At 71.3% G+C, this 20,887-nt stretch carries 17 protein-coding genes; 9 read left to right on the plus strand and 8 right to left on the minus strand.

Going from position 1 to position 20,887, the window contains the following annotated elements; translation table 11 throughout:
• The first annotated feature begins 316 nt into the window (after positions 1 to 316).
• Positions 317 to 1,327 (plus strand): LacI family DNA-binding transcriptional regulator, encoded by a 1,011-nt coding sequence (locus LC193_RS28680; RefSeq protein ID WP_226078324.1) that lies wholly within the window; start codon positions 317 to 319, stop codon positions 1,325 to 1,327.
• A gap of 448 nt (positions 1,328 to 1,775) precedes the next feature.
• Here LC193_RS28680 and bla read toward each other — a convergent pair whose 3' ends face one another.
• On the minus strand, positions 1,776 to 2,708 hold the full coding sequence (bla, locus tag LC193_RS28685; protein WP_226078339.1) for a class A beta-lactamase: 933 nt from the start codon (positions 2,706 to 2,708) through the stop codon (positions 1,776 to 1,778).
• Between the two features lie 323 nt (positions 2,709 to 3,031).
• On the opposite strand from bla, the gene LC193_RS28690 reads away from it, so the two are divergent.
• The 3 genes from LC193_RS28690 (at position 3,032) to LC193_RS28700 (ending at position 5,380) form a co-directional block, all read left to right on the plus strand.
• Positions 3,032 to 3,961, plus strand: a complete 930-nt coding sequence (locus LC193_RS28690) for a LysR family transcriptional regulator (protein WP_226078342.1) — start codon at positions 3,032 to 3,034, stop codon at positions 3,959 to 3,961.
• On the plus strand, positions 3,958 to 4,863 hold the full coding sequence (locus LC193_RS28695; protein ID WP_226078345.1) for a serine hydrolase: 906 nt from the start codon (positions 3,958 to 3,960) through the stop codon (positions 4,861 to 4,863). The genes LC193_RS28690 and LC193_RS28695 overlap by 4 nt, the downstream gene beginning before the upstream one ends.
• A 262-nt stretch (positions 4,864 to 5,125) precedes the next feature.
• Positions 5,126 to 5,380, plus strand: a complete 255-nt coding sequence (locus LC193_RS28700; protein ID WP_226078347.1) for a Rossmann-fold NAD(P)-binding domain-containing protein — start codon at positions 5,126 to 5,128, stop codon at positions 5,378 to 5,380.
• 67 nt (positions 5,381 to 5,447) lie between these two features.
• Here LC193_RS28700 and LC193_RS28705 read toward each other — a convergent pair whose 3' ends face one another.
• Together LC193_RS28705 and LC193_RS28710 are read right to left on the minus strand one after the other, a co-directional pair.
• A complete protein-coding gene (locus LC193_RS28705) occupies positions 5,448 to 6,383 on the minus strand; it encodes an NADP-dependent oxidoreductase (protein ID WP_226078356.1) in 936 nt (311 codons plus the stop codon).
• Positions 6,384 to 6,472: 89 nt separating this feature from the next.
• On the minus strand, positions 6,473 to 7,351 hold the full coding sequence (locus LC193_RS28710) for a DODA-type extradiol aromatic ring-opening family dioxygenase (protein ID WP_226078358.1): 879 nt from the start codon (positions 7,349 to 7,351) through the stop codon (positions 6,473 to 6,475).
• A gap of 124 nt (positions 7,352 to 7,475) precedes the next feature.
• Here LC193_RS28710 and LC193_RS28715 point away from each other — a divergent pair, with 124 nt between their 5' ends.
• Positions 7,476 to 7,949, plus strand: coding sequence for a MarR family winged helix-turn-helix transcriptional regulator (locus LC193_RS28715; RefSeq protein WP_226078360.1), 474 nt, complete (start codon positions 7,476 to 7,478; stop codon positions 7,947 to 7,949).
• 632 nt (positions 7,950 to 8,581) lie between these two features.
• On the opposite strand, the gene LC193_RS28720 is transcribed toward LC193_RS28715, so the two are convergent.
• From LC193_RS28720 to LC193_RS28735, 4 genes are all read right to left on the minus strand, one after another.
• Positions 8,582 to 9,439: a carbohydrate ABC transporter permease gene (locus tag LC193_RS28720; protein ID WP_226078361.1), complete on the minus strand. Its 858-nt coding sequence runs from the start codon at positions 9,437 to 9,439 to the stop codon at positions 8,582 to 8,584.
• Complete coding sequence (locus tag LC193_RS28725) at positions 9,436 to 10,407, minus strand: carbohydrate ABC transporter permease (RefSeq protein WP_226078363.1); 972 nt, start codon at positions 10,405 to 10,407, stop codon at positions 9,436 to 9,438. Before LC193_RS28725 ends, LC193_RS28720 begins: the two co-directional genes overlap by 4 nt.
• Positions 10,408 to 10,409: 2 nt before the next feature.
• Positions 10,410 to 11,687, minus strand: coding sequence for an ABC transporter substrate-binding protein (locus LC193_RS28730; RefSeq protein ID WP_226078365.1), 1,278 nt, complete (start codon positions 11,685 to 11,687; stop codon positions 10,410 to 10,412).
• A gap of 460 nt (positions 11,688 to 12,147) precedes the next feature.
• Complete coding sequence (locus LC193_RS28735) at positions 12,148 to 13,197, minus strand: LacI family DNA-binding transcriptional regulator (protein ID WP_226078367.1); 1,050 nt, start codon at positions 13,195 to 13,197, stop codon at positions 12,148 to 12,150.
• A gap of 653 nt (positions 13,198 to 13,850) precedes the next feature.
• On the opposite strand from LC193_RS28735, the gene LC193_RS28740 reads away from it, so the two are divergent.
• Both LC193_RS28740 and LC193_RS28745 read left to right on the plus strand, forming a co-directional pair.
• Entirely contained in the window at positions 13,851 to 15,281 is a 1,431-nt protein-coding gene (locus LC193_RS28740) for a PP2C family protein-serine/threonine phosphatase (protein ID WP_226078369.1), read from the plus strand.
• On the plus strand, positions 15,278 to 15,640 hold the full coding sequence (locus LC193_RS28745; RefSeq protein ID WP_226078371.1) for an STAS domain-containing protein: 363 nt from the start codon (positions 15,278 to 15,280) through the stop codon (positions 15,638 to 15,640). Before LC193_RS28740 ends, LC193_RS28745 begins: the two co-directional genes overlap by 4 nt.
• A 49-nt stretch (positions 15,641 to 15,689) precedes the next feature.
• Here the strand turns inward: LC193_RS28745 and LC193_RS28750 are convergent, their stop codons facing one another.
• Positions 15,690 to 16,052, minus strand: a complete 363-nt coding sequence (locus LC193_RS28750; protein WP_226078373.1) for an STAS domain-containing protein — start codon at positions 16,050 to 16,052, stop codon at positions 15,690 to 15,692.
• Positions 16,053 to 16,256: 204 nt separating this feature from the next.
• Between LC193_RS28750 and LC193_RS28755 the strand changes: the two genes are divergently transcribed.
• Positions 16,257 to 20,414 carry a SpoIIE family protein phosphatase gene (locus tag LC193_RS28755; RefSeq protein ID WP_226078375.1) on the plus strand — a complete coding sequence of 1,386 codons (4,158 nt, stop codon included), beginning with the start codon at positions 16,257 to 16,259 and terminating at the stop codon, positions 20,412 to 20,414.
• The gene (locus LC193_RS28760) at positions 20,414 to 20,740 is read left to right on the plus strand and encodes an STAS domain-containing protein (protein ID WP_226078377.1); all 327 of its coding nucleotides are present in this window, start codon (positions 20,414 to 20,416) and stop codon (positions 20,738 to 20,740) included. The genes LC193_RS28755 and LC193_RS28760 overlap by 1 nt, the downstream gene beginning before the upstream one ends.
• Positions 20,741 to 20,887 lie beyond the last annotated feature (147 nt).

The raw sequence follows: 20,887 nt of genomic DNA on the forward strand, positions 1-20,887 counted from the left end.
TCTGTGGGGATGGAAGCGCCGCGCGGCGTTCGTCCTGAGCCCGCGGCGCAGGGGTGCGATGCCACCGGGCCGCGGCCTTCCGAGCACGAGCGGCGCAGGGCGATCGGCTGCACTTTTGGGAGCGCTCCCAGATCTGGGAGGGAACGTCCCGAGGTATCCTCCGTATGGTGTGTGAGCTGATGAGGGCTGTCAAGAGAGGCCGCACACCCGTCCACCTCCCGCCGGTGAGGCGCTCCGTGATCGCCAGGAAACTGGAAGCGCTCCCAACGATCGGGAGTAGCATCTCGGCAACCGGAGCGAGAAGGGGTGCGCAGCCATGACCGAGGTGCCGCGCCGGCAGCCCACACTCGACGAGGTGGCCGAGCGGGCCGGCGTCTCCCGTTCCGCGGCCTCCCGGGTGCTCAACAACGCGCCGCACGTCAGCCGCGCCAAACGCGACGCGGTCCGGCGGGCCATCAGGGAACTCGGCTACGTCCCGAACCCGACGGCGCGAGCACTGGCGACGCGCCAAAGAGGCGTGGTCGCTCTCGTCATCTCGGGGGAGAGCCCGTCGATCTTCGCGGACCCGTTCTTCGCCAGGGTGATCGTCGGCGCGTCCGCCGCCCTGGAGGAGGCGGACCTGTATCCGATGCTGTGCCTCGCGGCCACCGACCGCGGACGGCAGCGCCTGGAGGAACTCCTCCGCGCCCGGGGCGCGGACGGCGTCATCGTCATGGCGGTGCGGGAGAACGACCCCGTGCTCCACATCGTCCGGGAGACCGTACTGCCCGTGGTCTTCGGCGGGCGCCCGGTGGGATACGAGCCGCCGTGGTACGTGGACGCGGACAACGCGGGGGGCGCGCGCCAGGCCACGGAGCACCTGCTCGCCCGCGGAAGAAGGCGAGTGGCCGTGATCTGCGGCCCGCTGGACACCCACGTGAGCCGGGAGCGCCACCGCGGATACCGGGAGGCCATGATGCTGGCCGGCCTTGAGCCCTGCGACCCGGTCATCGGGGACTTCACCGAGCCGGGCGGCGCCGTGGCCATGGCCGAGTTGCTGAAGCGGTACCCGGAGGCGGACGGGGTGTTCGCCGCCAACGACAACATGGCGGCGGGCGCGCTGCGCACGCTGCGCGGCGCGGGCCGGGCGACTCCCCGCGACGTCGCGGTCGTGGGCTTCGACGACCTGGACATCGCGCGGATCACCGAACCGCCGCTGACAACGGTCCACCAGCCCGTCCAAGCCCTGGGACGCGAGTCGGCCCGCATGCTCGTCGGACTCATCCGCGGTGAGCAGCCCACCTCCCTGGTCCTGCCCACCCGCTTGGTCACGCGCTCCAGCACCTGACCGGTCGACGACGTGGAGTGCCCCGAGTGCGGTCGGAGACCGGTGCCTCAGGACGCGGGATCACCCGGGCGAGCGGCCGGCCCCCGGCACGTGTCGGCGATTGCGAACCTCAGGCCCGGCTCCGCCCGCTCCCTCGGCCACGCGCCGGAGGCGACCCTGCCGCGCCCGGACCTGGATGCCCGGGAACGGGAACGTGATACGCCGGCTCGAACGCGTTCACCGCTTCCGAACCATGGCCTCAGCCGTGACGGAACGCGAACGGGCCACGCTGGCCCGAAGTCCGCTGGGGCTCGGCCCCCGGTCGGAGAAGGAGTGGCGACTGGCGGAGTCGTCGTTCAAGCCACCCGGGGCAGCCCCTCGGCAACGCGGCCCCCGCATCAGGACTCGGACCGCATGCGTTGGCTGCCGCGCGGAACCGCCCCCGCACACGATCGCGGCACGAAGAGACCTAGCGCCCCAGCCCCTCCACGGCCACGGACGCGGCCTCGGCGACGAGCGCGTCGCGGTGTTCCGCGTCCTCCTCGTCGCGGCTGGACATGACCGCCATGACGATGGGGTTGCCCCCGTCGTCCGGCCACACCACGGCCACGTTGTTGCGTCCGCCGTACCCGGCCGATCCGCTCTTGTCGGCCACGGTCCACTCCTCGGGCACGCCGGCCTTGATGAGGGTCTCGCCGGTGGTGTTGGTCTCCATCCACTGCCGCAGCAGTGCGCGTTCCTGCCGTTCCAGCGCATCGCCCAGCAGGAACGCGCGCAGACTGCCGGCCATCGCGCGCGGTGTGCTGGTGTCGCGGATGTCGCCGGGGGTGGCCTCGTTCAGATCCGTCTCGTAACGGTCCATCTCGGTGACGTCGTCGCCGAACTCCTCCAGCACCGCCTCCAGCCCATCGGGCCCGCCGAGCGTGTCGAGGAGCAGGTTGGCCGCTGTGTTGTCGCTGTACCACAGGGTCGCCGCGCACAGGTCGCGCAGGCTCATCCCGGTGTCGACGAAGTTCTCGGTCACGGGGGAGTAGGGGACCAGCTCGTCGGCGGAGTAGGCGATCACCTCGTCGATCCCCTCAAGACCGTGCTCCCGGAGCACGGCACCCGCCAGCAGCGCCTTGAAAGTGGACGCGTACGCGAAGCGGTCGTCCGCCCGGTAGGCGACTTCCCGGCCCGTGCCCGTGTCCAGGGCGTAGACACCGAGCCGCGCGTCGAACTCACGCTCAAGTTCCCGGAGGCCGCCGGCCGTGTCCTCCGCGAGGGGCACGGACCGCGCGGAGTCCGCGGCCGCAACGGGCGCGGACCCGACGCCCTCCTGGCCGCACGCCGGCAGCGCGACGAGCGCGAGCAGACCGGCCGCGCACGCGGCGCCTCGGCGCATGCGAAACGTGTACGTCATGGTGGTGAACCTCCGAGCCGTCGAGGGACCGTTCCGCCTTCCGGATCAAAGGGATCCGGGGCGACCCCACCACCCTCCGGCCCGCGCGTACCTCCCGTCCAAGACACGAGCGCGCGGTTCCATGCCGCTTCTGCATAACGGCCCCGGAGTCGCGGGCATCACGCCATCCCCGAACCGACGCGCCCCGGCCGCTCCGCGACGTACGGCAACCGCGGAGGACCGGCATGAAGACATCCGCCCAAGCGGACCCGGACACCACCGCCCGATGAGCCGGGCCCGGGCGCCGACAGACGGTCCATGCCGCTTTGGCATACTCCCCTACCGTGGACCTTGTCGGAGCCTGCCGCGCGTTCGTCAACGTGAGCGAACGCGGCAGTTTCACCATCGGCGCCGCGGCGGCCCGGATGGCCCAGTCCGTCGCGAGCCGCCGCATCGCCGCACTTGAGCAGCATCTCGGCCGACGGCTGCTCGAACGATCCTCGCGCGCCGCCACGCTCACCCCCTTCGGACGGGACATGCTGCCCCTGGCGACGCAACTCGTCCGGCTGGCCGACCAACTGGAACACGAGGCGGAGGCCATGCGGCACCAGCCGCTGCGCATCGCCGTACCCGCCACCTGCCCCACCGCCGCGCTCGCTCACCTCATCGCCGACGCGCACAGCCACGGCATCGTCCTCGACGCCCACCCCGCCGACCCCGCCGAACGGGCCGAGCTGGTCCGGCTCCAGCGGGTGCGGGCCGCCCTGCTGGCGAGGCCGCCCCACGACGCCTCCTGGACCGTTCCCCTCGGCCTGGCCGTCGCCGAGCCTCCGCACCGGCCGTCGGACCCGGCCGGACCCGAAGCCGGCCCGCTCTACCTGGACACGCTGCGCCCCGGCCGGACCGACCGCGAGGAACGGCCGCGCCGCGTCTGGTTGCAGCCCGAGGACGACGTGCCGCACATCCGGGACAGCCTCGCCCGCCTGCGCGACGCCGTCGGGTTGCGTCCTGCCCAGCTGTCCGTCGCCCGCTCCGTGGCGTCCGCGGTGGCCGACGTGCTCAGCCACGGCGACGCGTTGCTCTCCTCACCCGCCCAGGCCGGGCACCTCGGACTGCGGTGGCGGCCCATCGGGGAACTCGCCGCCCTCGCCCGCGGTTACACCCTGGCCGTGGCGGACGCCGCGGACACCGACGCCACGCGCCTCGGCGAGCGGTGCGCGGACGGAATCGCCCGGTGCCTCGGCGCCACGGCGGACGCCGGAGTGGCCGCGTGAACGACGACAGGCTGCTGAGGGAACTGCGCCACCGGCTGCGCGACGGCGGGCTCCAGGGCTCGGTGCTCGTCCGCGACCTGAACACCGGCGACGAGCTCGGCATCGACCCCGACGTCGCGTTCCCCGCCGCCTCACTGGTGAAAGTGCCCCTCGCGCTCGCCACGCTGGAACGCATCAGGCGGGGCGAACTCGACGGCGCGGCCGTACTCGACGTGGCCCCGGGACGGGTCACCACCCCTGGACCCACCGGGCTCAGCAGGTTCCTGCACCCCGCCCGCATCGCCGTGGACGACCTCCTCTACCTCAGCGTCTGCGTCAGCGACGGAACCGCCACCGACGCCCTGTTCGGCCTGACTCCGCCGCCCGTGGTCGCCGTGATCCTCCGTGAGCTCGGAGTACGCGGCATCGACGTGCGCCACACGACGGGGGAGCTGTCCGACACCCCGGCGGAACGCTTCGACGCCGCGGACGTCCACCTCGCCCACGCCCTCGCCATCGACGCGGGAACGGCGGGACAGGGCCACAGGGTGCCGCAACTCGACATCTCGCGTGCCAACACCGGCACCGCCCGCGCGTTCGTCGACCTCCTCCAGGCGCTGTGGACGCAGCCCACCGCCATCCATCCCGAGGTCGCCGCGCGTGTGCGCACCCTCATGGCCGGCAACGTCCTGCGCCACCGCCTGGCCCCGGACTTCTCGACCGACACCTCCACCTGGTCGTCCAAAACCGGCACACTGCTCAACCTGCGCCACGAGATCGGCGTCGTCGAGCACACCGACGGCCAGACGTACGCCGTGGCCGTGCTGACCGAGTCGCGGGTGGCCGCGAGCAGCCAGCCCGCCGCCGAAGCCCTCATGGGACAGGTCGCCCGCCGCCTGCGCGACCGCATCCGCTCCGGCTGAGCCCTCCGCGGCAGCCCGCAGCGCCCCGGGCCGCTCCGTCACCGGCCCGGGGCCACCACCCGCGGTCCTCGAAAGGTCCCACCATGACGGCGGTCCGGATTACGAATCCGCCTCGTCGGCACCGACCAGCTCCATCCCTCAGGCGGGTTCGACACCATGAGCGACCCGCCGGAACCGGCCACCGCCGCGGCCGGGTGGCACCGGCCGCGCTGCCACGCGCGAGGCGTTCCGCACGGAGGTCGACGGTGCCATCGCCACCGCGGTGGCGCTGCCCGACTACGAGGCGACGGCGGGCGCGGTCCGCGACGGCCTGGCGGCGGACGACGGCGGGCAGCCGGGCGATCCGGACAAGGCGGCCCGTGCCGTGCTGCCCACCCCCGCCCTCCCGAACTCCCTGCGGCGCCTGCCCCTGGGTGACGACGCGGGGACGGCGATGCGTGCGCATCCGGCCCGCGTGGCGAGCGATGCGGAGTCCACGACGGACATCGGCACGTGCCCGGCCATCACCCTCCCGTGAGCGAGCGGCGGCGCGGGCGCCGCGCGTCCGGGCAGCCCGCCGGCGACGGGCTGCCCGGACGGGGCGGTCAGGGAGCGAGCAGCACCGTCTTGCCGGGCAGCCGTCCGGCGCCGGCGTCCTCGTGCACGGCGGCCAGCTCGGCCACCGGGCGGCGGGCGGCGACGTGGAGGCGGAGCTTGCCGGCGTCCACCTTGGCGACCAGCTCGGTCAGCTGGGCTCCGTCGCTGCGGACCCACAGGCTCGCGCTGCGCACTCCACGGGCGGGGTCCTCGGGAACCGGACCGGCCGTACTGGCGGCGACCCCGCCGTCGGCGACGTAGTCCGTCAGCCGCGCGAGCTCCTGCGGGGAGAAGCGCACATGGTTCACCACCACCTGGAACGGACCGCCCACGGCAGCCGGGCCGTCCGCGAGGGCCAGTGGACCGGCGACCCGGTCCGCACCGTAGCTCCGCAGACGGTCGGCGTGCCGGTCCGCGTCCACCGCGGTCACGTGCGCTCCCGCGTCGACGGCGAGCTGCACCACGAGGCTGCCGACCGCGCCCCCCGCCCCGTTGACCAGGACGGTCTGGCCTGGCTTCAGCTCGGCGAGCTCGAACGCCGTCTGCCAGGCCGCCAGGCCGGCCAGCGGCAGCGCCGCGGCGTCGGCCAGTTCGGTCGTTCGGGGCGCCGGGGCCAGTGACTCGGCCGGGGCGAGCACGTACTCGGCGGCGGCGCCGGCGGAGTCGAGGGGCAGCATCGCCACGACCCGGTCGCCGACCGCCGGACCCGTCACGTCGGCGCCGAGTTCGGCGACGGTGCCCGCCAGGTCGATTCCCGGCACGTACGGGAGGGCGATCGGCATCACCCCGGCCAGGGCGCCGGCACGGATGTGGTCGTCGACCGGGTTGAACGACGTGGCCGCCACCCGCACCAGCACCTGGCCTGTGCCGGGGACCGGACGGTCGACGTTCTCCTGGCGCAGGACCTCGCTGCTGCCGAACTCGTGGAAACGCATGGCCTTCATGGCACTTTCCTTCATGACACTTACCTCCAGAGGTGTGTTGATGCCGTCGCCGGGGGCGACTGGGCGGGAAGCGAAGCCGGTCGGAGCGCTCAGGTCAGCTGTACGGACCGGGTGGAGTTGCCCATCACCATGCGGTCGATGGCGCTCACTGCGCTGCCGGGGTCGTCGGCGGCGCCGACGGTGAGCAGCAACGGGACGAAGTGGTCGGCCGTCGGATGGGCGACCGCGGCGCCGGGGGCCTTGCCGCGGTAGTCGATGAGGGCGTCGGCGTCGCCCCGGGCGAGGGCGTCAACGGCCCATGCGTCGAAGGCCGCTGTTTCGGCGGCGAGCTCCGGCCGGTGGAAGACGGCGAAGCTGTGCGTCATGAAACCCGAGCCGACGACGAGGATGCCTTCTTCACGAAGGGGCTTCAGGCGTGCTCCGAGTGCGAGCAGGGCGCCGGGGGCGAGGCTGGGCATCGACAGCTGTACGACCGGGACGTCGGCCGCGGGATACATGGCCATGAGCGGGATGAAGGCGCCGTGGTCGAGGCCGCGGGCGGTGAACTCGTGCACCGACGCCCGGCCCAGCAGGCCCTTGAGCCGCCGCGCCAGGTCGGTGGCGTCCGGGGTGGCGTAGGGGAGGGTCTTGTAACGGGGGTGGAAGCCGCTGAAGTCGTAGTACAGCGGGGTGCCGGCCGCGGCTGCGGATATCGCGGCCGGCGCCCGTTCCCAGTGGGCCGAGACGATGACGACGGCCCGGGGCTTGGGCATCGACCGGGCCCAGTCGAAGAGGTCGCCGAGCCACTGCGGATCGTCGAGGGTGAACGGGGCCCCGTGGCTGACGAAGAGGCTGGGCAGAGGCCCGTCGGAAGGGTTCCACACCCGCTGCTCGCGCGCCCGTGGCAGAACCCGGGCGAGGAGGTCGTCGTACGCCGCGGCTGGTGTGTGCCGGGGGGAAGGGGAGGCCAGGCTGCGCGTGGCGGTCATCGGGACTTTACTCCTTAGCTTGCCGAGGAAAGTGTGCTCACTTGCCGAGGCAAGTCACAAGCTAGCCCATCGAGGGTTGCCCAGGCAAGTGATACGGGTTGCCCGGGCAAGTACGATGGGGCTCATGGATACTCAGTCGCCCTGGCTCGACGATGATCAGCAGGCCCTGTGGCAGGCACTCCTCACGGTCGTCATCGCCCTCCCTGCGGCTCTCGACCGCCAGCTGCAACGAGAGGCAGGCATTTCCAACTTCGAGTACGGGGTCCTGGCCCGGCTGTCCACGGCCGAGGAGGCCACGATGCGGCTCAGCGACCTCGCCCGGGTCTGCGACAGCACCCAGCCCCGCCTGTCGAAGGTGATGGACCGCTTCGAAGCCCGCGACTGGGTCGCCCGCCGACCCGACCCCGGCAACGGTCGGTACACCCTCGCCACCCTGACCGACGCCGGTCGGCACAAGCTCGTCGAGAGCGCACCGGAACACGTCGCGCAGGTGAAGCGCCTCGTGTTCGACCCGCTCAGCGCCGCTCAGCGCCGCCACCTCGCGACCGCACTCACCCGCATCGCCGCTACCGTGCGCAGGGAACTCGAAGCGAGCTGAACGCCGCCCTCGGACGGGACCCGCCCCCCGCTCCGCGGCGCCGGCGGTGCGGTGCACGAGGAAGGTCCGGCCCTCGCCCGTGATGCAGCCGCATGCCGCGGCGCAAGCGCGGTCCGCGTCACGGATGCGGCCACCAGCCTTCCCCGAGCGAACGCAAGCGCGTGCGTGCGCTGTGCGGCCATGCCGCCCGCCGCCACACTGCCGCGAGACATCGGTGCTGCCGCAGGACGGCTCCGGCCTGCCGTCCGCCCCCCGCGCGCTGAGCCGTCCGGGAGGGGCCGGAACCGTGGGCGGGGTGCCGCTACCCGGATCTGTACGAACGTTATGTCGCCAAGTATGTCGGCCGTGAGCACCGCCTGTGGGAACGAGTGATCCCGCTCAATAGTGAGTGGCCGACGTCGCCCGGGCAGCCTCCAGCAACGCTGGCTGACGGGGTGGCATACGGGCTGCGGCACGGCGGCCCGGAAGCGGTCGTCAAGCGACGCGTCCGAAGCATTCGGTATGACGAACGGCGCTGTGGCGGACATTGACGATGGCAGAGAGCGCGGGAGCGGGGGCAAGGCGCGGCGTCATTTTTTCAGTGACTGGTTCGAAATAAGTGCCGTCCCGGGTGCGAGGTGTCCGGTGCGCGGTCATCCCTTGAAGGCGCCCTCCATGATCCCTGCGACCATGCGGCGGCCGACGAAGACGAACAGCACGAGCAGTGGGAGGGTGGCCACGAAGGAGCCCGCCATCGCCAGACCCAGATCGATGTCGAAACTGTTCTGCAATGCCTTGATGGCGATCTGGACGGTGTAGTTCTCCGGGGACTTCATGACGACGAACGGCCACAGGAAGTCGTTCCAGGCGGTGACATAGCCGAAGAGCCCGAGGACGTAGGCGGCGGGGCGGACGATCGGGAAGGCGATGCGCCAGAAGATCTGCCAGGTGTTCGCCCCGTCGATCCTGGCGGCCTGCACGAGCTCGTCGCTGAGTGCGGTGCTCAGGTGCTGCCGCATCCAGAAGATGCCGAACGCGCTGGCGAGCCCCGGCAGGATCAGCGCCTGAAGGGTGTCCACCCAGCCGAGCTCGGCGACGATCAGGAACTGCGGGATGATCGCCAGTTGCGTCGGCACGGTCATGGTGAGCACCACGACGAGGAACAGGGTGTCGCGGCCGGGAAAGTGAAGCTTCGCGAAGGCGAAGCCCGCCAGGGAGCACAGGAGCGCGTGGCCCACGCCGATCGTGCCGGCCACCAGCACGCTGTTGACCAGGGCCCGCAGGAACGGCACGGTGGAGAAGACGAGGTCGACGAGATGCGGGAGGTTGCCGCCCGGCACGATCTCGGGCGGCATCTCGGTCGCGGTCGCCGTGTCGGTGGAGGCGACGACGAACATCCAGTACACGGGGAAGAGGCAGATCGCCGCCCCGAGGATCAGCAGGGCGTAGGTCCACCAGCGGACCCGGTCGACAGGACGGCGGGATCGCGATCGCGGCGTGCTGGTCATCATCGCTCCGAGCGGATTCGGCTGGACGCCAGGTAATTGATCAGGGCGAGAGCGACGACCATGACGAAGAGCGCCACGCCGACCGCGGCCGCGTAGCCGAACTCGAACACCCCGAAGCCCTGTTCGTAGAGGAAGAGCGTGAGGGTCTGGCACTCCCGCGCGGGCCCGCAGGTGAGCGGCGCGGCGCGCGAGACGAGAAGCGGTTCGGTGAAGATCTGCAAACCGTAAATGGTCGACGTCACCACGGTGAAGATGATCACCGGTCTCAGTGAGGGGACGGTGATGTGCCAGAACTGCTTGACGCCGCCCGCGCCGTCCACCGCCGCGGCCTCGTAGGTCTCGCGGGGAATCGCGTGCAGGGAGGCCAGGTAGAGCAGCGTCGTGTAGCCGAACCACCTCCAGATCACCATCGTGGCGATCATCAGGTGGCTGCCGGGGACGGACTGGACGAAGTTGACCGGGCCGACACCGACCAGCCCGAGCAGCCAGTTCAGCAGGCCGTAGTCGCGGTCGAAAATCTGGGCGAAGACGATCGTGGTGGCGGCCACCGAGGTGATGTAGGGGACCAGCATCGTCATCCGGAAGAACGCGGCGTAACGCAACCGGGCGTGGTTGAGGAGATGGGCCAGGACGAGGGCCAGCATCAGTTGGGGGAGGGTGGAAAGCAGCCAGATGCTGACCGTGTTGCCCGCTGCGTTCCAGAACCGTCCGTCTTCCCACAGGCGAGTGAAGTTGTCGAAGCCGATGTAGGTCTGGTCACCGATGGGGTTCCAGTCGAACAATGCGATGTAGAAGGTGAACAGCAAGGGGAAGAGGCCGAACACCGCGAAGATCAGGAAGAATGGCGCGATGTAGGCGTAGGGGGCGATCCGCTCGGCGAAGCCCTGCCGCACGCGTGACGAGGCCCGGCGCGCGTGCGGTCCCCTGGGGGCCGGGGCCTCGGGCGCCGGGTCGAGCCGTGTCGTGGCCACGGTCACTCCCCTATGGCGATCTCGACGTTGCGCAGTGCGTTCTCCCACGCCCGGGCAGGATCGCCCGAGCCCTGTTCGACGTCGGTGAGGGCGTTGAGGAACTCCTGGCCGATGGGCGCGCTGTCCGGTCCGATGTGGAACGGTTCGAGTCCCAGGAGCGAGTCGGTGTAGATGCGACCGACCGGGGCGTCGGAGAAGAACGGGTCGGTGTAGCCGGCCAGACGCTCGTCCTCGTACACCGACGGTGTGGTCGGCAGAGCACCGGAGGAGGTGAAGTGCCTCAGCTGGCCCTGGGGCGACTGCATCTCCCGTATGTAGTCCCAGGCCGCCTCCGGGTTCGCGGCATCGGCCGGGATCGCGAGGTAGCTGCCGCCCCAGTTGCCGGCGCCGCCTGGGATGGCCGCGATGTCCCACGCGCCGGCCGTCTCGGGGGCGTTGCTGCGGATGCTGTTCAGCATCCAGGAGGGAGCGGCCACCACGGCGAAGTCGCTCTGCTTCATCGCGGCGCTCCAGCCCTCGGTGAACGTGCTCTGCCGGGCGGTGATACCCGCGTCGACGGCCCGCAGCGCCAGTTCGAAGGCGTCACGGATCTCGGGATTCTCGGCGTACACCAGCTCACCCTCGTCGTCGTAGTACTTCCGGGACACCTGGTTGACCGCCTGGTAGAAGACGCTGGTCGCGGCGTTGTCGACGAACGGCTCGCCCGTGGCGGCCGTGTAGCGCTCCCCGGTGGCGATGAAGTCCTCCCAGGTGGGCCACAGGCGGCCGACCTCCTCGCGGTCGGTGGGAAGGCCGGCCTCGGCGAACAGGTCCGCCCGGTAGGCGATGGCCATCCCGCCGACGTCGGTCGGCACGCCGATGATCGAGCCGTCCTCGGCGACGCTCTGGCTCATCACCCAGTCCAAGTAGTCGTCCTGGACGTCCGCGGCACCGAACTCCCGCAGGTCGCGGAAGTTGTGCGGTTGATCCACGAACCGGGGCATGTCGTCGCCCTGGATGAGCACCAGGTCCGGAACTTTTCCTCCGGCGAGCCCGATGGTCAATGACTGCGCCGTCTCCACAGAGCTGCCCACCTCGGACAGCCGCACGTCGATCCCGGGGTTGGCCCGCTCGTACTCCTGGACCGCCGCTTCCTGATTGATGCCGGTGAACGACCAGAACTCGAAGGACCTGCCGCCACCGCTCCCCGGTCCGTTCGAACAGCCGGCGGCGGCGAAGACCACCCCGAGCGCGATCGACGCGGCGGTGCGGAGCCGGGCCGGCGTCTTCCTCGTGAACATCGAGTGCCCCCGTCCTGGGGATTTTTTGACTCGGATTCCGAATCTTTCGTGGCCGGAACTGTAGAGAGCCGCCGACACACCGTCAAGATCTCGGTCCTGAGCCACTGCTACCGTGCGAAAAGATCAACGGCCTCGGCGGCGGCGGAGACAGAGGGCACGAACCGCCCCGGTGCCGCGGCGGCGTGAGCCCCGACAAGGGTGCGCCGCCGCCGAAATGAGCCACATTCAGCAGGTCGGCGGCGGTGGGTGGCCATCCCGGGCGGTCTGCTGAAGACATGGTCCGACGCGCTACGATTGCCGATCAGCTCGCGTCACGTTTCGGCTGGACCGGCGAAAACTTCGACCGCGCGCTCCCCGATCCTGTCGCCTGGTGCGGCTGCCCGGGACCGGCACGTTCCGCGGGGGAAGGACCGCGGTGCCTCGCGGCAGCGGGGCCGCGGCCCGGCCGTCGTTCAGCGCGTCACGGGGCCGTTGGGGCGCTGGTGCTGCCGCGGACGACGAGCTCGGTGGTGAGTTCCACACGTTTCTGAGCGAGGGGATTGCCCTGGGCCACGGTGATGGCCATGGTCGCGGCCGTGGCCGCCATCTCGGTGAGCGGCTGGCGGACCGTGGTCAGCGGCGGGGTGAGCCAGCTGGAGGGGAAGAGGTCGTCGAAGCCGACGACACTGAGGTCGTCCGGAACGCGCAGGCCCGCCTCGGCCGCCGCCCGGTACACGCCGAGAGCGGTGCCGTCGTTGCACGCGACGACGGCGGTGGGCGGGTCGGGCAGGCGCAGCAGGTCGCGCGTGTGGGCCAGGCCGGTCTCGGCGTAGAAGTCGCCGACGCGGACGAGGGCGTCGTCCACCGGGGCCCCGTGCATGTCCAGGGCGGCGCGGTAGCCGTCGAGGCGGGCGCGGCTGGCGAGGGAATGAGGCGGTCCTGTGATGGCGGCGATGCGCCGATGCCCCAGGTCGAGCAGGTGGCGGGTGGCGGACATCCCACCGCTCCAATTGCTGGCGCCGACCACCGGGCAATCCTGTGTGGAGTCCTGGACGGGGTCGAGCAGCACCAACGGGATGTCCCGCGTGTGCAGCTGGGTGACCTGCGCGTCGGTCAGCGCGGAGAACACCGCGATGACACCGGTGGGACGGCGGGCCAGCACGCTTTCGATCCAGCTCTGCCGCGGGCTCTGCGGGCCCGGTTCGGCCACCGCCACGGCCACGGCGAGCGAGTGCTCCCAGGCGACGCGCTGGACACCCTTGACGATCTCGGCCGGATAGGGGCCGGCGAGTTCGTGGAAGATCAACTCCAGCATGGGTGCCGGTCCCGAAGCCTTCTTCTGGCGCCGGTATCCGTGGCGTCGGATGAGCGCCTCCACGATCTCACGGGTCTCGGCGGCGACCTCGGCCCGGCCGTTGACCACCTTGGACACCGTCGCGATCGAGACGCCGGCACGTTCGGCGAGCTGCGCGGTCGTCAATGGCCTGGTAGGCGCGCCGTCAGCAGGGGCATTGGTGTCGGCGGAGGTCACCCGGTCAGTCTACGCCCCGCTCCGATCGTTTCGACGGCACGCGCACCTCGCCAGGAACGCTCGAAGCACCCGACGAGTCCACGCCTCGATCCGGGTCCGGTCGGCGGCCCTTCACCGGCGCCGTCCCGGCGGCGGCCAGTGGCGGCGCGGTCGCCGGCCGACCCGTCTTCGGCATGCTGCCCGTCACTTCCGAGCGCTCCGTGAGCTACCCGGCTCGGGTGCACCGCCCTTCCGCGGCCCCGCCGCCACCGGCCCCTGTCCGGGCGGGCGGCGCGGGAGGGAGGCGGGCAGCGCCCGGCGGGAACGCTGATTTGCCGGGCAGATGCCGTTCGCCGGACGCTTCCGTCATCCGGGTTGATATTCTGCTCATTCCGGGTTTTCCAGTGGGTGGGCCGGCGGAAAGCGGGGCGAGGTGCCGAGGGTGCGGTGGCGGGCGCGAGAGGGCGGCTGGTGCGGGGCTCGACAACGGCCGGTCTGCCACCGGCGACCCGAGTGATCTCCGTCGCGGTGTCCCGTAACGTGTGTGCCCAGCGGAGGGCGGGTACGGAGTACGTTCCTGTCCGGCGTGCCGATTCTTGTGAGATGGGGGCGGATGGCCTGTGTCCGAGCGGGTGGGAAAGGCCCCGCCGGTGCCCCGGCGGCAGCCTCGCCCGGTGACTGCGGGCGAACAGGAGGCGGCACGGCTGGCGGCCGTGCGGCGGTACAACGTCCTCGACACCCCGCCGGACGGAGCGTTCGACCGGATAGCGGCCTTGGCGGCCCGGGTGTTCGACGTGCCGGTGGCCGCCGTGACGATCGTGGACGTCGACCGCATCTGGTTCAAGGCGGCGCACGGCCTCGACGGCGTGCGGGAGATCGGACGCGAGCCCGGCCTGTGCGCGTCAGCGGTGCACCAGGACGGCGCGCTGGTGATCCCGGACACGCTCCTCGACGCCGTCGCGCGCGGCAATCCGTTGGTCGCCGGGCCCATGGGCATCCGCTTCTACGCGGCCGCGCCGCTGGTCACGAGTGAGGGCCACAGGCTGGGCACGGTGAACATCTGCGATACGAAGCCGCGCTCGATCTCCTCCGAGGACGTCGGGCTGCTGTCCGAACTCGCCGGCATCGTCATGGACGAGTTGGAGCTCCGGCTCTCGGCGCTGCAAGCGGTCCGGCACGAGCGGGAACGCGCCGCCGCGCAGCGACAGTTGGCGGAGGCGGAACGGGCGGGGAGGCTGCGCGCGGAGAAGGACGCCGAGTCCATCGCGGCCTTCGCCTCGACCCTGCAACGCGCGTTGCTACCGCCTACTCTGCCGACCGTGCCGGGCCTCGAACTCGCCTGCCACTACCACACGGCCTCGGCCCACAACGTCGGCGGGGACTTCTACGACGTCTTCCCCCTGCCGGACGAAAGGTGGGCGTTCTTCCTCGGGGACGTCTGCGGGAAAGGACCGGAGGCCGCCGCGTTGACCTCGCTTGTCCGGCACACCTTGCGCGTCGCGGCACAGCACACCGGTGACCCTGTCGCCGTTCTCGAGGTGCTCAACACGGCGCTCCTTGAGAACGTGACGGCTGGAAGCCGCTTCTGCACGGCCGTCTTCGGCACCCTTGCCGCTGAGCCGCGAGGCGGCTTCCTGGTGCGGCTCGCCACCGGCGGCCACCCCCCGGCCTACCACCTGCGTCCCGCCGCGCCGGGCACGGGCACCACCACACGGGTCGAGGCGGTACGGCCGCAGGACGGCATGCTCGTCGGCGCGTTCCCGCAAGCCCACTTCGCGGAGACCGACCTGCGGCTGGCCCCGGGCGAGACGCTGCTGCTGTACACCGATGGCCTGCCCGAGCTCCGTACCGGCCCCGACACCTGGCTGGGCTGGGACGGACTTCAGGAGTTCCTCGCCGTTCGGCCGGCAGCCGGAGCCACCCAGCTCGTCAGGGAGACCATCGACCTGCTGGACACCCGAACGATCGAAGGGGCCGAGGACGATGTCGCCCTGCTGGCGATGTCCGTGCCGAGCACCTCGCACGACCACGGCCGCGTGGGGCCGCCAAGCTCGGATGCAACGGCCGTGGCCGCATCGACACACGCCAGGAGTGATGAACCGTGAATTCCACCGAAGTGCTCGTCCGAAGGACTCACGGCGCGGTGACCGAGGCCGCCGTCACCGGGGACATCGACCTCCACACCGCTCCGGACGTCCGGCGGGCCGCGCTCGACCTCGTCGAGCAGGGGCACCAGTTGCTCATCCTGGACCTGTCCGAGGTGCAGTTCTGCGACTCGGCTGGACTGAGCACCCTGATCGTCATCTGGCACGCCGCGCGGGACGCCGGTGGGCGCCTCAGCCTGGTCGGTGTCCCCGAGACACTGATGGGCGTGCTCTCGTTGACCGGGGTCGACACCATCATGGCCATCCACCCGACCGTCCAGGCGGCACTCGCCGACATCCCCGGCGCCGGTACCCCGTGAGGCCGGAGCGACGGGACACGCCGCTACCGGGGCGCGGTGCCGGCGCGCTTCACCGCCGCAAGTGATCCATGGCGTGCTCGAGCGTCGGGTGCAGCGGTATGACCCGGTCGATCCCCGTGACCCGGAATACGCGCTCCTGAGCGGGCCGGGCCCCGGCGACGCGCAAGGCCGAGCCCGCGTTCACCGCCTCGTGGTAAGCGGTGATCAGCACAGTGAGCCCGGTGGAGTCGCAGTACTCCAGACCCGACAGGTCCACGACCACGCTCGGCGTCGTGTCGAACGGCACCGCCGCGAACACCTCACGAAGCCGGTGGGCGGTGTGGTGGTCCAAAGCCCCCGCCACGTGCAGCAGGAGCGGCCCACCGGGATCGGGCCGCTGGGTGATGGCCAGACCGCACTCCGTTTCGCTCACTGGTCGTCTCCTGCGCGCTGGTTGGGCACCCGGTCATCTGGCTTATGCTACGGAGTCGCCTCACGTCGCCGGTGAGCAGCACGGGCCCCGCGGGCAGCAGGAGCGGCCCGGCCGGGGCGCGGTGAGAAAGAGCGCCTTCCGCGTGCCGCGACACCCCGGTGCGGAAGGTGTTGGCGGTAAAGGCAAGCGGACAGGAGGGGGCGCGTGGTGCGCTCGGAAGACACCGAGCACGAGGTGCCGGTGGTGGCCGGCGCCGAGGTGTTCGCCGCCGACCACGAGGTCGGCAGGGACCTTGTCGCCGTGGACTGGGCCGAGACCCCCTTGGGACCGCCGGAGACCTGGCCGCAGAGCCTGCGCACCGCGGTGAGCATCCTGCTCTCCTCGCGGTTCCCGATGTGGATGGCCTGGGGGCCGCGGCTGACGTTCTTCTGCAACGCCGCCTACCGCCGCGACACGCTGGGCCGCAAGTACCCCTGGGCGCTGGGCCGCCCCGCCAGCGAGGTGTGGGCAGAGATCTGGGACGACATCGGCCCCCGCATCGACACCGTCCTCACCAGCGGGCAAGCGACCTGGGACGAGGCGCTGCTGCTGTTCGTGGAACGTTCCGGCTACACCGAGGAGAGCTACCACACCTTCTCCTACAGCCCGTTGCGCGACGACGACGGCGCCGTGGTCGGCATGCTGTGCGTGGTCAGCGAGGACACCGAGCGGATCATCGGCGAGCGCCGGATGGCGACCCTGCGCGACCTGGGCTCCGACCCCAGCGTCATTCGCACCGAGCAGGAGGTGCTGGACTTCGCCTGCCAGCAACTCGCCGCCAACCCGCGGGACTTCCCGTTCACCCTCACCTACCTGTACGACGACGACAGTACGGCCCGGCTCGTGCGCACCACCGGCCTGCCCGCAGGCCACCCGGCCGCCGTGCACGCCGCACACCTCGACGACCCGACCGCCCTATGGCCCGCCGCGGACCTGGCCTGCGGCGAATCCGCGCTGATCGACCTGCGAGGCGCCCCGTTCGTCGACCTCCCGACCGGAAGCTGGGACCAACCACCCACCCGGGCACTGGTCGTCCCCCTGCAACAGGGCAACGCGCCCTTCGGCTTCCTGGTGGCCGCCCTCAACCGGTACCGAGCCCTCGACGACGGCTACCGCGGGTTCGTCGAACTGGTCGCCGGCCACCTCGCCTCGGGCGTCGGCAGCGCCCGCAGCTACCAGACCCAGCAGCAGCGGGCAGAAGAACTCGCAGAGCTCGACCGGGCCAAGACCACGTTCTTCTCCAACATCAGTCACGAGTTCCGCACTCCCCTCACGCTGATCATGGGCCCCGTCCAAGAGCTTCGGAACCGGCTGGCGGACGACGCGAGGGCACGGCAGGAACTGGACATCATCCACCGCAACGGGCTGCGCCTGAGCAAGCTCGTCAACACCCTGCTCGACTTCTCCCGCATCGAGGCGGGCCGGATGCGCGCCAGCTATGCCCCCGTCGACCTCGGGATGGTCACCGGGGAGCTGGCCAGTGTGTTCCGCTCCGCCATCGACAAGGCCGGCCTCGCCTTCCACGTCGACTGCGCCCCGATGCGGCAGCCGGTCCACATCGATCGGGACATGTGGGAGAAGGTGATCCTCAACCTGCTCAGCAACGCGTTGAAGTTCACCTTCGACGGCTTCATCGCCGTCTCCGTGCGCGAGGAGGACCAGCACGCGGTCGTGACCGTCACGGACACCGGAATCGGAGTACCGGAGACGGAGCTGCCCCGGCTGTTCGAACGCTTCCACCGCATCGAGAACGTCCGTTCCCGTTCGAACGAGGGCAGCGGCATCGGACTGGCGCTCGTCCAGGAGCTCGTCGGACTGCACGGGGGCACCATCACCGCCCGATCCACGGAGGGCGAGGGCACCTCGTTCAGCATCCGGCTGCCCTTCGGCACCGCCCACCTGCCCGCCGACTCCCTCCGCCCCGCCACCGCGCCCCCCGCGGCCTTCGCCACGGCAGACCCCTACCTCCAGGAAGCGCTGCGCTGGCTGCCCTCCGACTCAGCGACGGACGCCCAGCCGCGAGAAATCACCGACGACAAGGCACCCGCCCGCACCCCCGGCTCGGTGACCCCCGCACGCGTGCTCGTCGCCGACGACAACGCCGACATGCGGGAGTACCTCACCCGCCTGCTGAGCGGTGCGGGCTACCAGGTGCACGCGGTCACCGACGGCCGGCAGGCACTCGAAGCCATCCGGCAGGACCCCCCCGACCTGGTCGTCAGCGACGTCATGATGCCCCGCCTCGACGGCCTCCAACTCGTCGCCTCCCTGCGCGCCGACGCCCGCACCGCCTCGCTGCCCGTGCTGCTCCTGTCGGCCCGGGCCGGCCAGGAGGCATCCATCGAAGGCCTCCAGGCCGGCGCCGACGACTACCTGGTCAAACCATTCGCCGCCGCCGAACTCCTCGCCCGCGTCGAGGCCAACGTCAAACTGGCCCGCCTGCGCACCCACCACGCACGCTGGCGCACCGCGCTCGTGGACTCCCTCCAGGAAGCCTTCTTCGTCTGTGACGAGCAGGGCGCCGTCATCGAGATCAACGCCGCCTTCACCGAAATACTCGGCTACGGCCCCGAAGCCCTGCCCTACCAGCCGGTCCACCCCTGGTGGCCGGACGCCGAGACGGACCCCGAAGCCCATCGGCAGGTCGGCGAGGCGTTCAACCAGCTCCTGGACGTCCCACAGGGCTCGTACAGCATTCCCGTCACCCACCGGGACGGACGCAGGCTCTGGGTGACCGCGAGTTTCGCGCACGCCCAGGACCCGGAAACGGGGCGCCGCGTCACCGTCGGCACCTTCCGCGACGTCACCGCCGAGCACTACGCGATCCAGCGTGAGAGCGCCCTGGCCGCCCTCAGCACGACCCTGTCGCGGGCGGCGAGCCTACCCGACGCGCTGCGCGGCGGCCTGTACGAGCTGCGAAGCCTCTGGCGGGCCAAGAACGCACTGGCCGCCGTCTTCAGCGACGGTGACGAACCGCACCTGACGACCGCCGACGGCGCGTCCTGGCACGAACTGCCCGAGGCCCACCGGCGGGTGCTCACCGAGACCCGCCTGCGTCCCCTGCTGACCCCCGTGCACGACCGCACAGGAGCCGGCATCGTCATCGAGCACCCCAGCGGGCCGATGGTCCTGTGGCTCGACCTGGGGGAGCACCGGCCCTTCACCGAGCAGGACCAGCTCCTGCTCTCCCTGCTGGCCGGTCACCTGGCGCAAGGTCTGACCCGTGCGCACCAAATCGACCAGCAGCGGGAAACCGCCATCGCACTCCAGCGCGCCATCCTCGGCCCGTCCAACCTCCCCGACGGCTTCGCCGTCCGCTACGAGCCCGCCACCCAGCCGCTCGAAGTCGGCGGTGACTGGTACGACACGATCACCCTGCCCGACGGCCGCATCGGCATCGTTGTCGGCGACTGCGTCGGCCGCGGCCTGGAAGCCGCCTCCGTCATGGGGCAGTTGCGCAGCGCCTGCCGCGCCCTGCTCCTACAGGACGCCAGCCCCGCCCAAGTGCTCATGGCCCTCGACCACTTCGCGGCGACCATCCCCGGGGCCCCGTGCACCACGGTCTTCTGCGGCGTGCTCACCCCGGACACCGGCCACCTGACATACTCAAGCGCCGGCCACCCACCGGGCATTCTCACTCACCCCGACGGCACCACTCAACTGCTTGAGGAGGGACGCTCCATCCCCCTCGCGGTGCGCCCCGGACGAACGCGCCCGGAAGCCGAGTGCGTCATGCCCGCGCGTGGCACCCTGCTGCTGTACACCGACGGCCTGGTCGAACGCCGCCGGCGACCGCTGATGGCGGGCATCGGCCAGGCCAGTGAGGCCGTCCAGCAAGGACGCGACGTCGCTGTGGACGATCTGGCCACCCAGGTCATGAGCCGGCTGGCCCCCGCCGATGGCTACGACGACGATGTCGCGCTGCTCCTCTACCGCCACCCGGCGCCCCTGGACATGTCCTTCCCCGCCGAGTCCTCCCACCTCGCACCGGTCCGCAAGGCGCTCCGCAGCTGGCTGGACCAGTGCGATCTGCCCCCGCACACGGTCCAGAACGTCCTGGTCGCGGCGGGCGAGGCGTGCGCGAACGCCATCGAGCACGGACACCGGGACGCGCCGGGCGACCTCGTGCGCCTGCGCGCCGAGGCGTTCGTGCACGACCTGCGCCTCACCATCACCGACACCGGCCGGTGGAAGCCCCCGCAGCCCGAGCTGAACGCCCACCGCGGCCGTGGCGTCACGCTGATGCGTTCTTTGATGCAGCAGGTCACCATCACCCCCGGTTCCGCCGGCACCATCGTCGACATGCACACGAGGATCGCCTGATGACCACCCCGCTCACCCTCACCCCCGGCCGGCGTCCCGACGGCACCCATCACCTCGCCGTCACCGGTGAGATCGACATGAGCAACGCCGGCCTCCTCACCGCTGCCTTGGAAGAGACCACGGGGCCGTTGGTACTGGATCTGACGGCCGTCGAGTACCTCGACAGCGCCGGGCTGAGCGTGCTGTTCGCCCATGCCGACCGCATGGAAGTGGTCGCGACCCCCTTGCTGGGACCGGTACTGACCGTCTCCGGGCTGGTCGACCTGGTCACCGTCCACGGTCTCGACGCGGGGGAGCCTCCGCTCCCGCGCGCACCGGAGGCGTGAATGCGGCGGGGTAACCGCAGACCCGCCGAAAGGCCGCCGAATGGTTCGCCCGTCGGGGCCCGGTCCGGTTACCGTTGTCCGCCGGCCACCGCCGAGCCCTCCCGTCGGATCGTTCGGGCATCCCCGTCGGGGTGCGGCAGGCTGCCG

The sequence above is a fragment of the Streptomyces marincola genome (assembly GCF_020410765.1).
Classification (GTDB): Bacteria; Actinomycetota; Actinomycetes; order Streptomycetales; family Streptomycetaceae; genus Streptomyces; species Streptomyces marincola.

Coding starts and splice junctions, on each gene's coding strand:
- LC193_RS28730 (WP_226078365.1), bottom strand. CDS start 11,687: ATGTTCACGAGGAAGACGCCGGCCCGGCTCCGCACCGCCGCGTCGATC.
- LC193_RS28720 (WP_226078361.1), bottom strand. CDS start 9,439: ATGATGACCAGCACGCCGCGATCGCGATCCCGCCGTCCTGTCGACCGG.
- LC193_RS28760 (WP_226078377.1), top strand. CDS start 20,414: ATGACCACCCCGCTCACCCTCACCCCCGGCCGGCGTCCCGACGGCACC.
- LC193_RS28680 (WP_226078324.1), top strand. CDS start 317: ATGACCGAGGTGCCGCGCCGGCAGCCCACACTCGACGAGGTGGCCGAG.
- LC193_RS28710 (WP_226078358.1), bottom strand. CDS start 7,351: ATGACCGCCACGCGCAGCCTGGCCTCCCCTTCCCCCCGGCACACACCA.
- LC193_RS28715 (WP_226078360.1), top strand. CDS start 7,476: ATGGATACTCAGTCGCCCTGGCTCGACGATGATCAGCAGGCCCTGTGG.
- bla (WP_226078339.1), bottom strand. CDS start 2,708: ATGACGTACACGTTTCGCATGCGCCGAGGCGCCGCGTGCGCGGCCGGT.
- LC193_RS28705 (WP_226078356.1), bottom strand. CDS start 6,383: ATGAAGGCCATGCGTTTCCACGAGTTCGGCAGCAGCGAGGTCCTGCGC.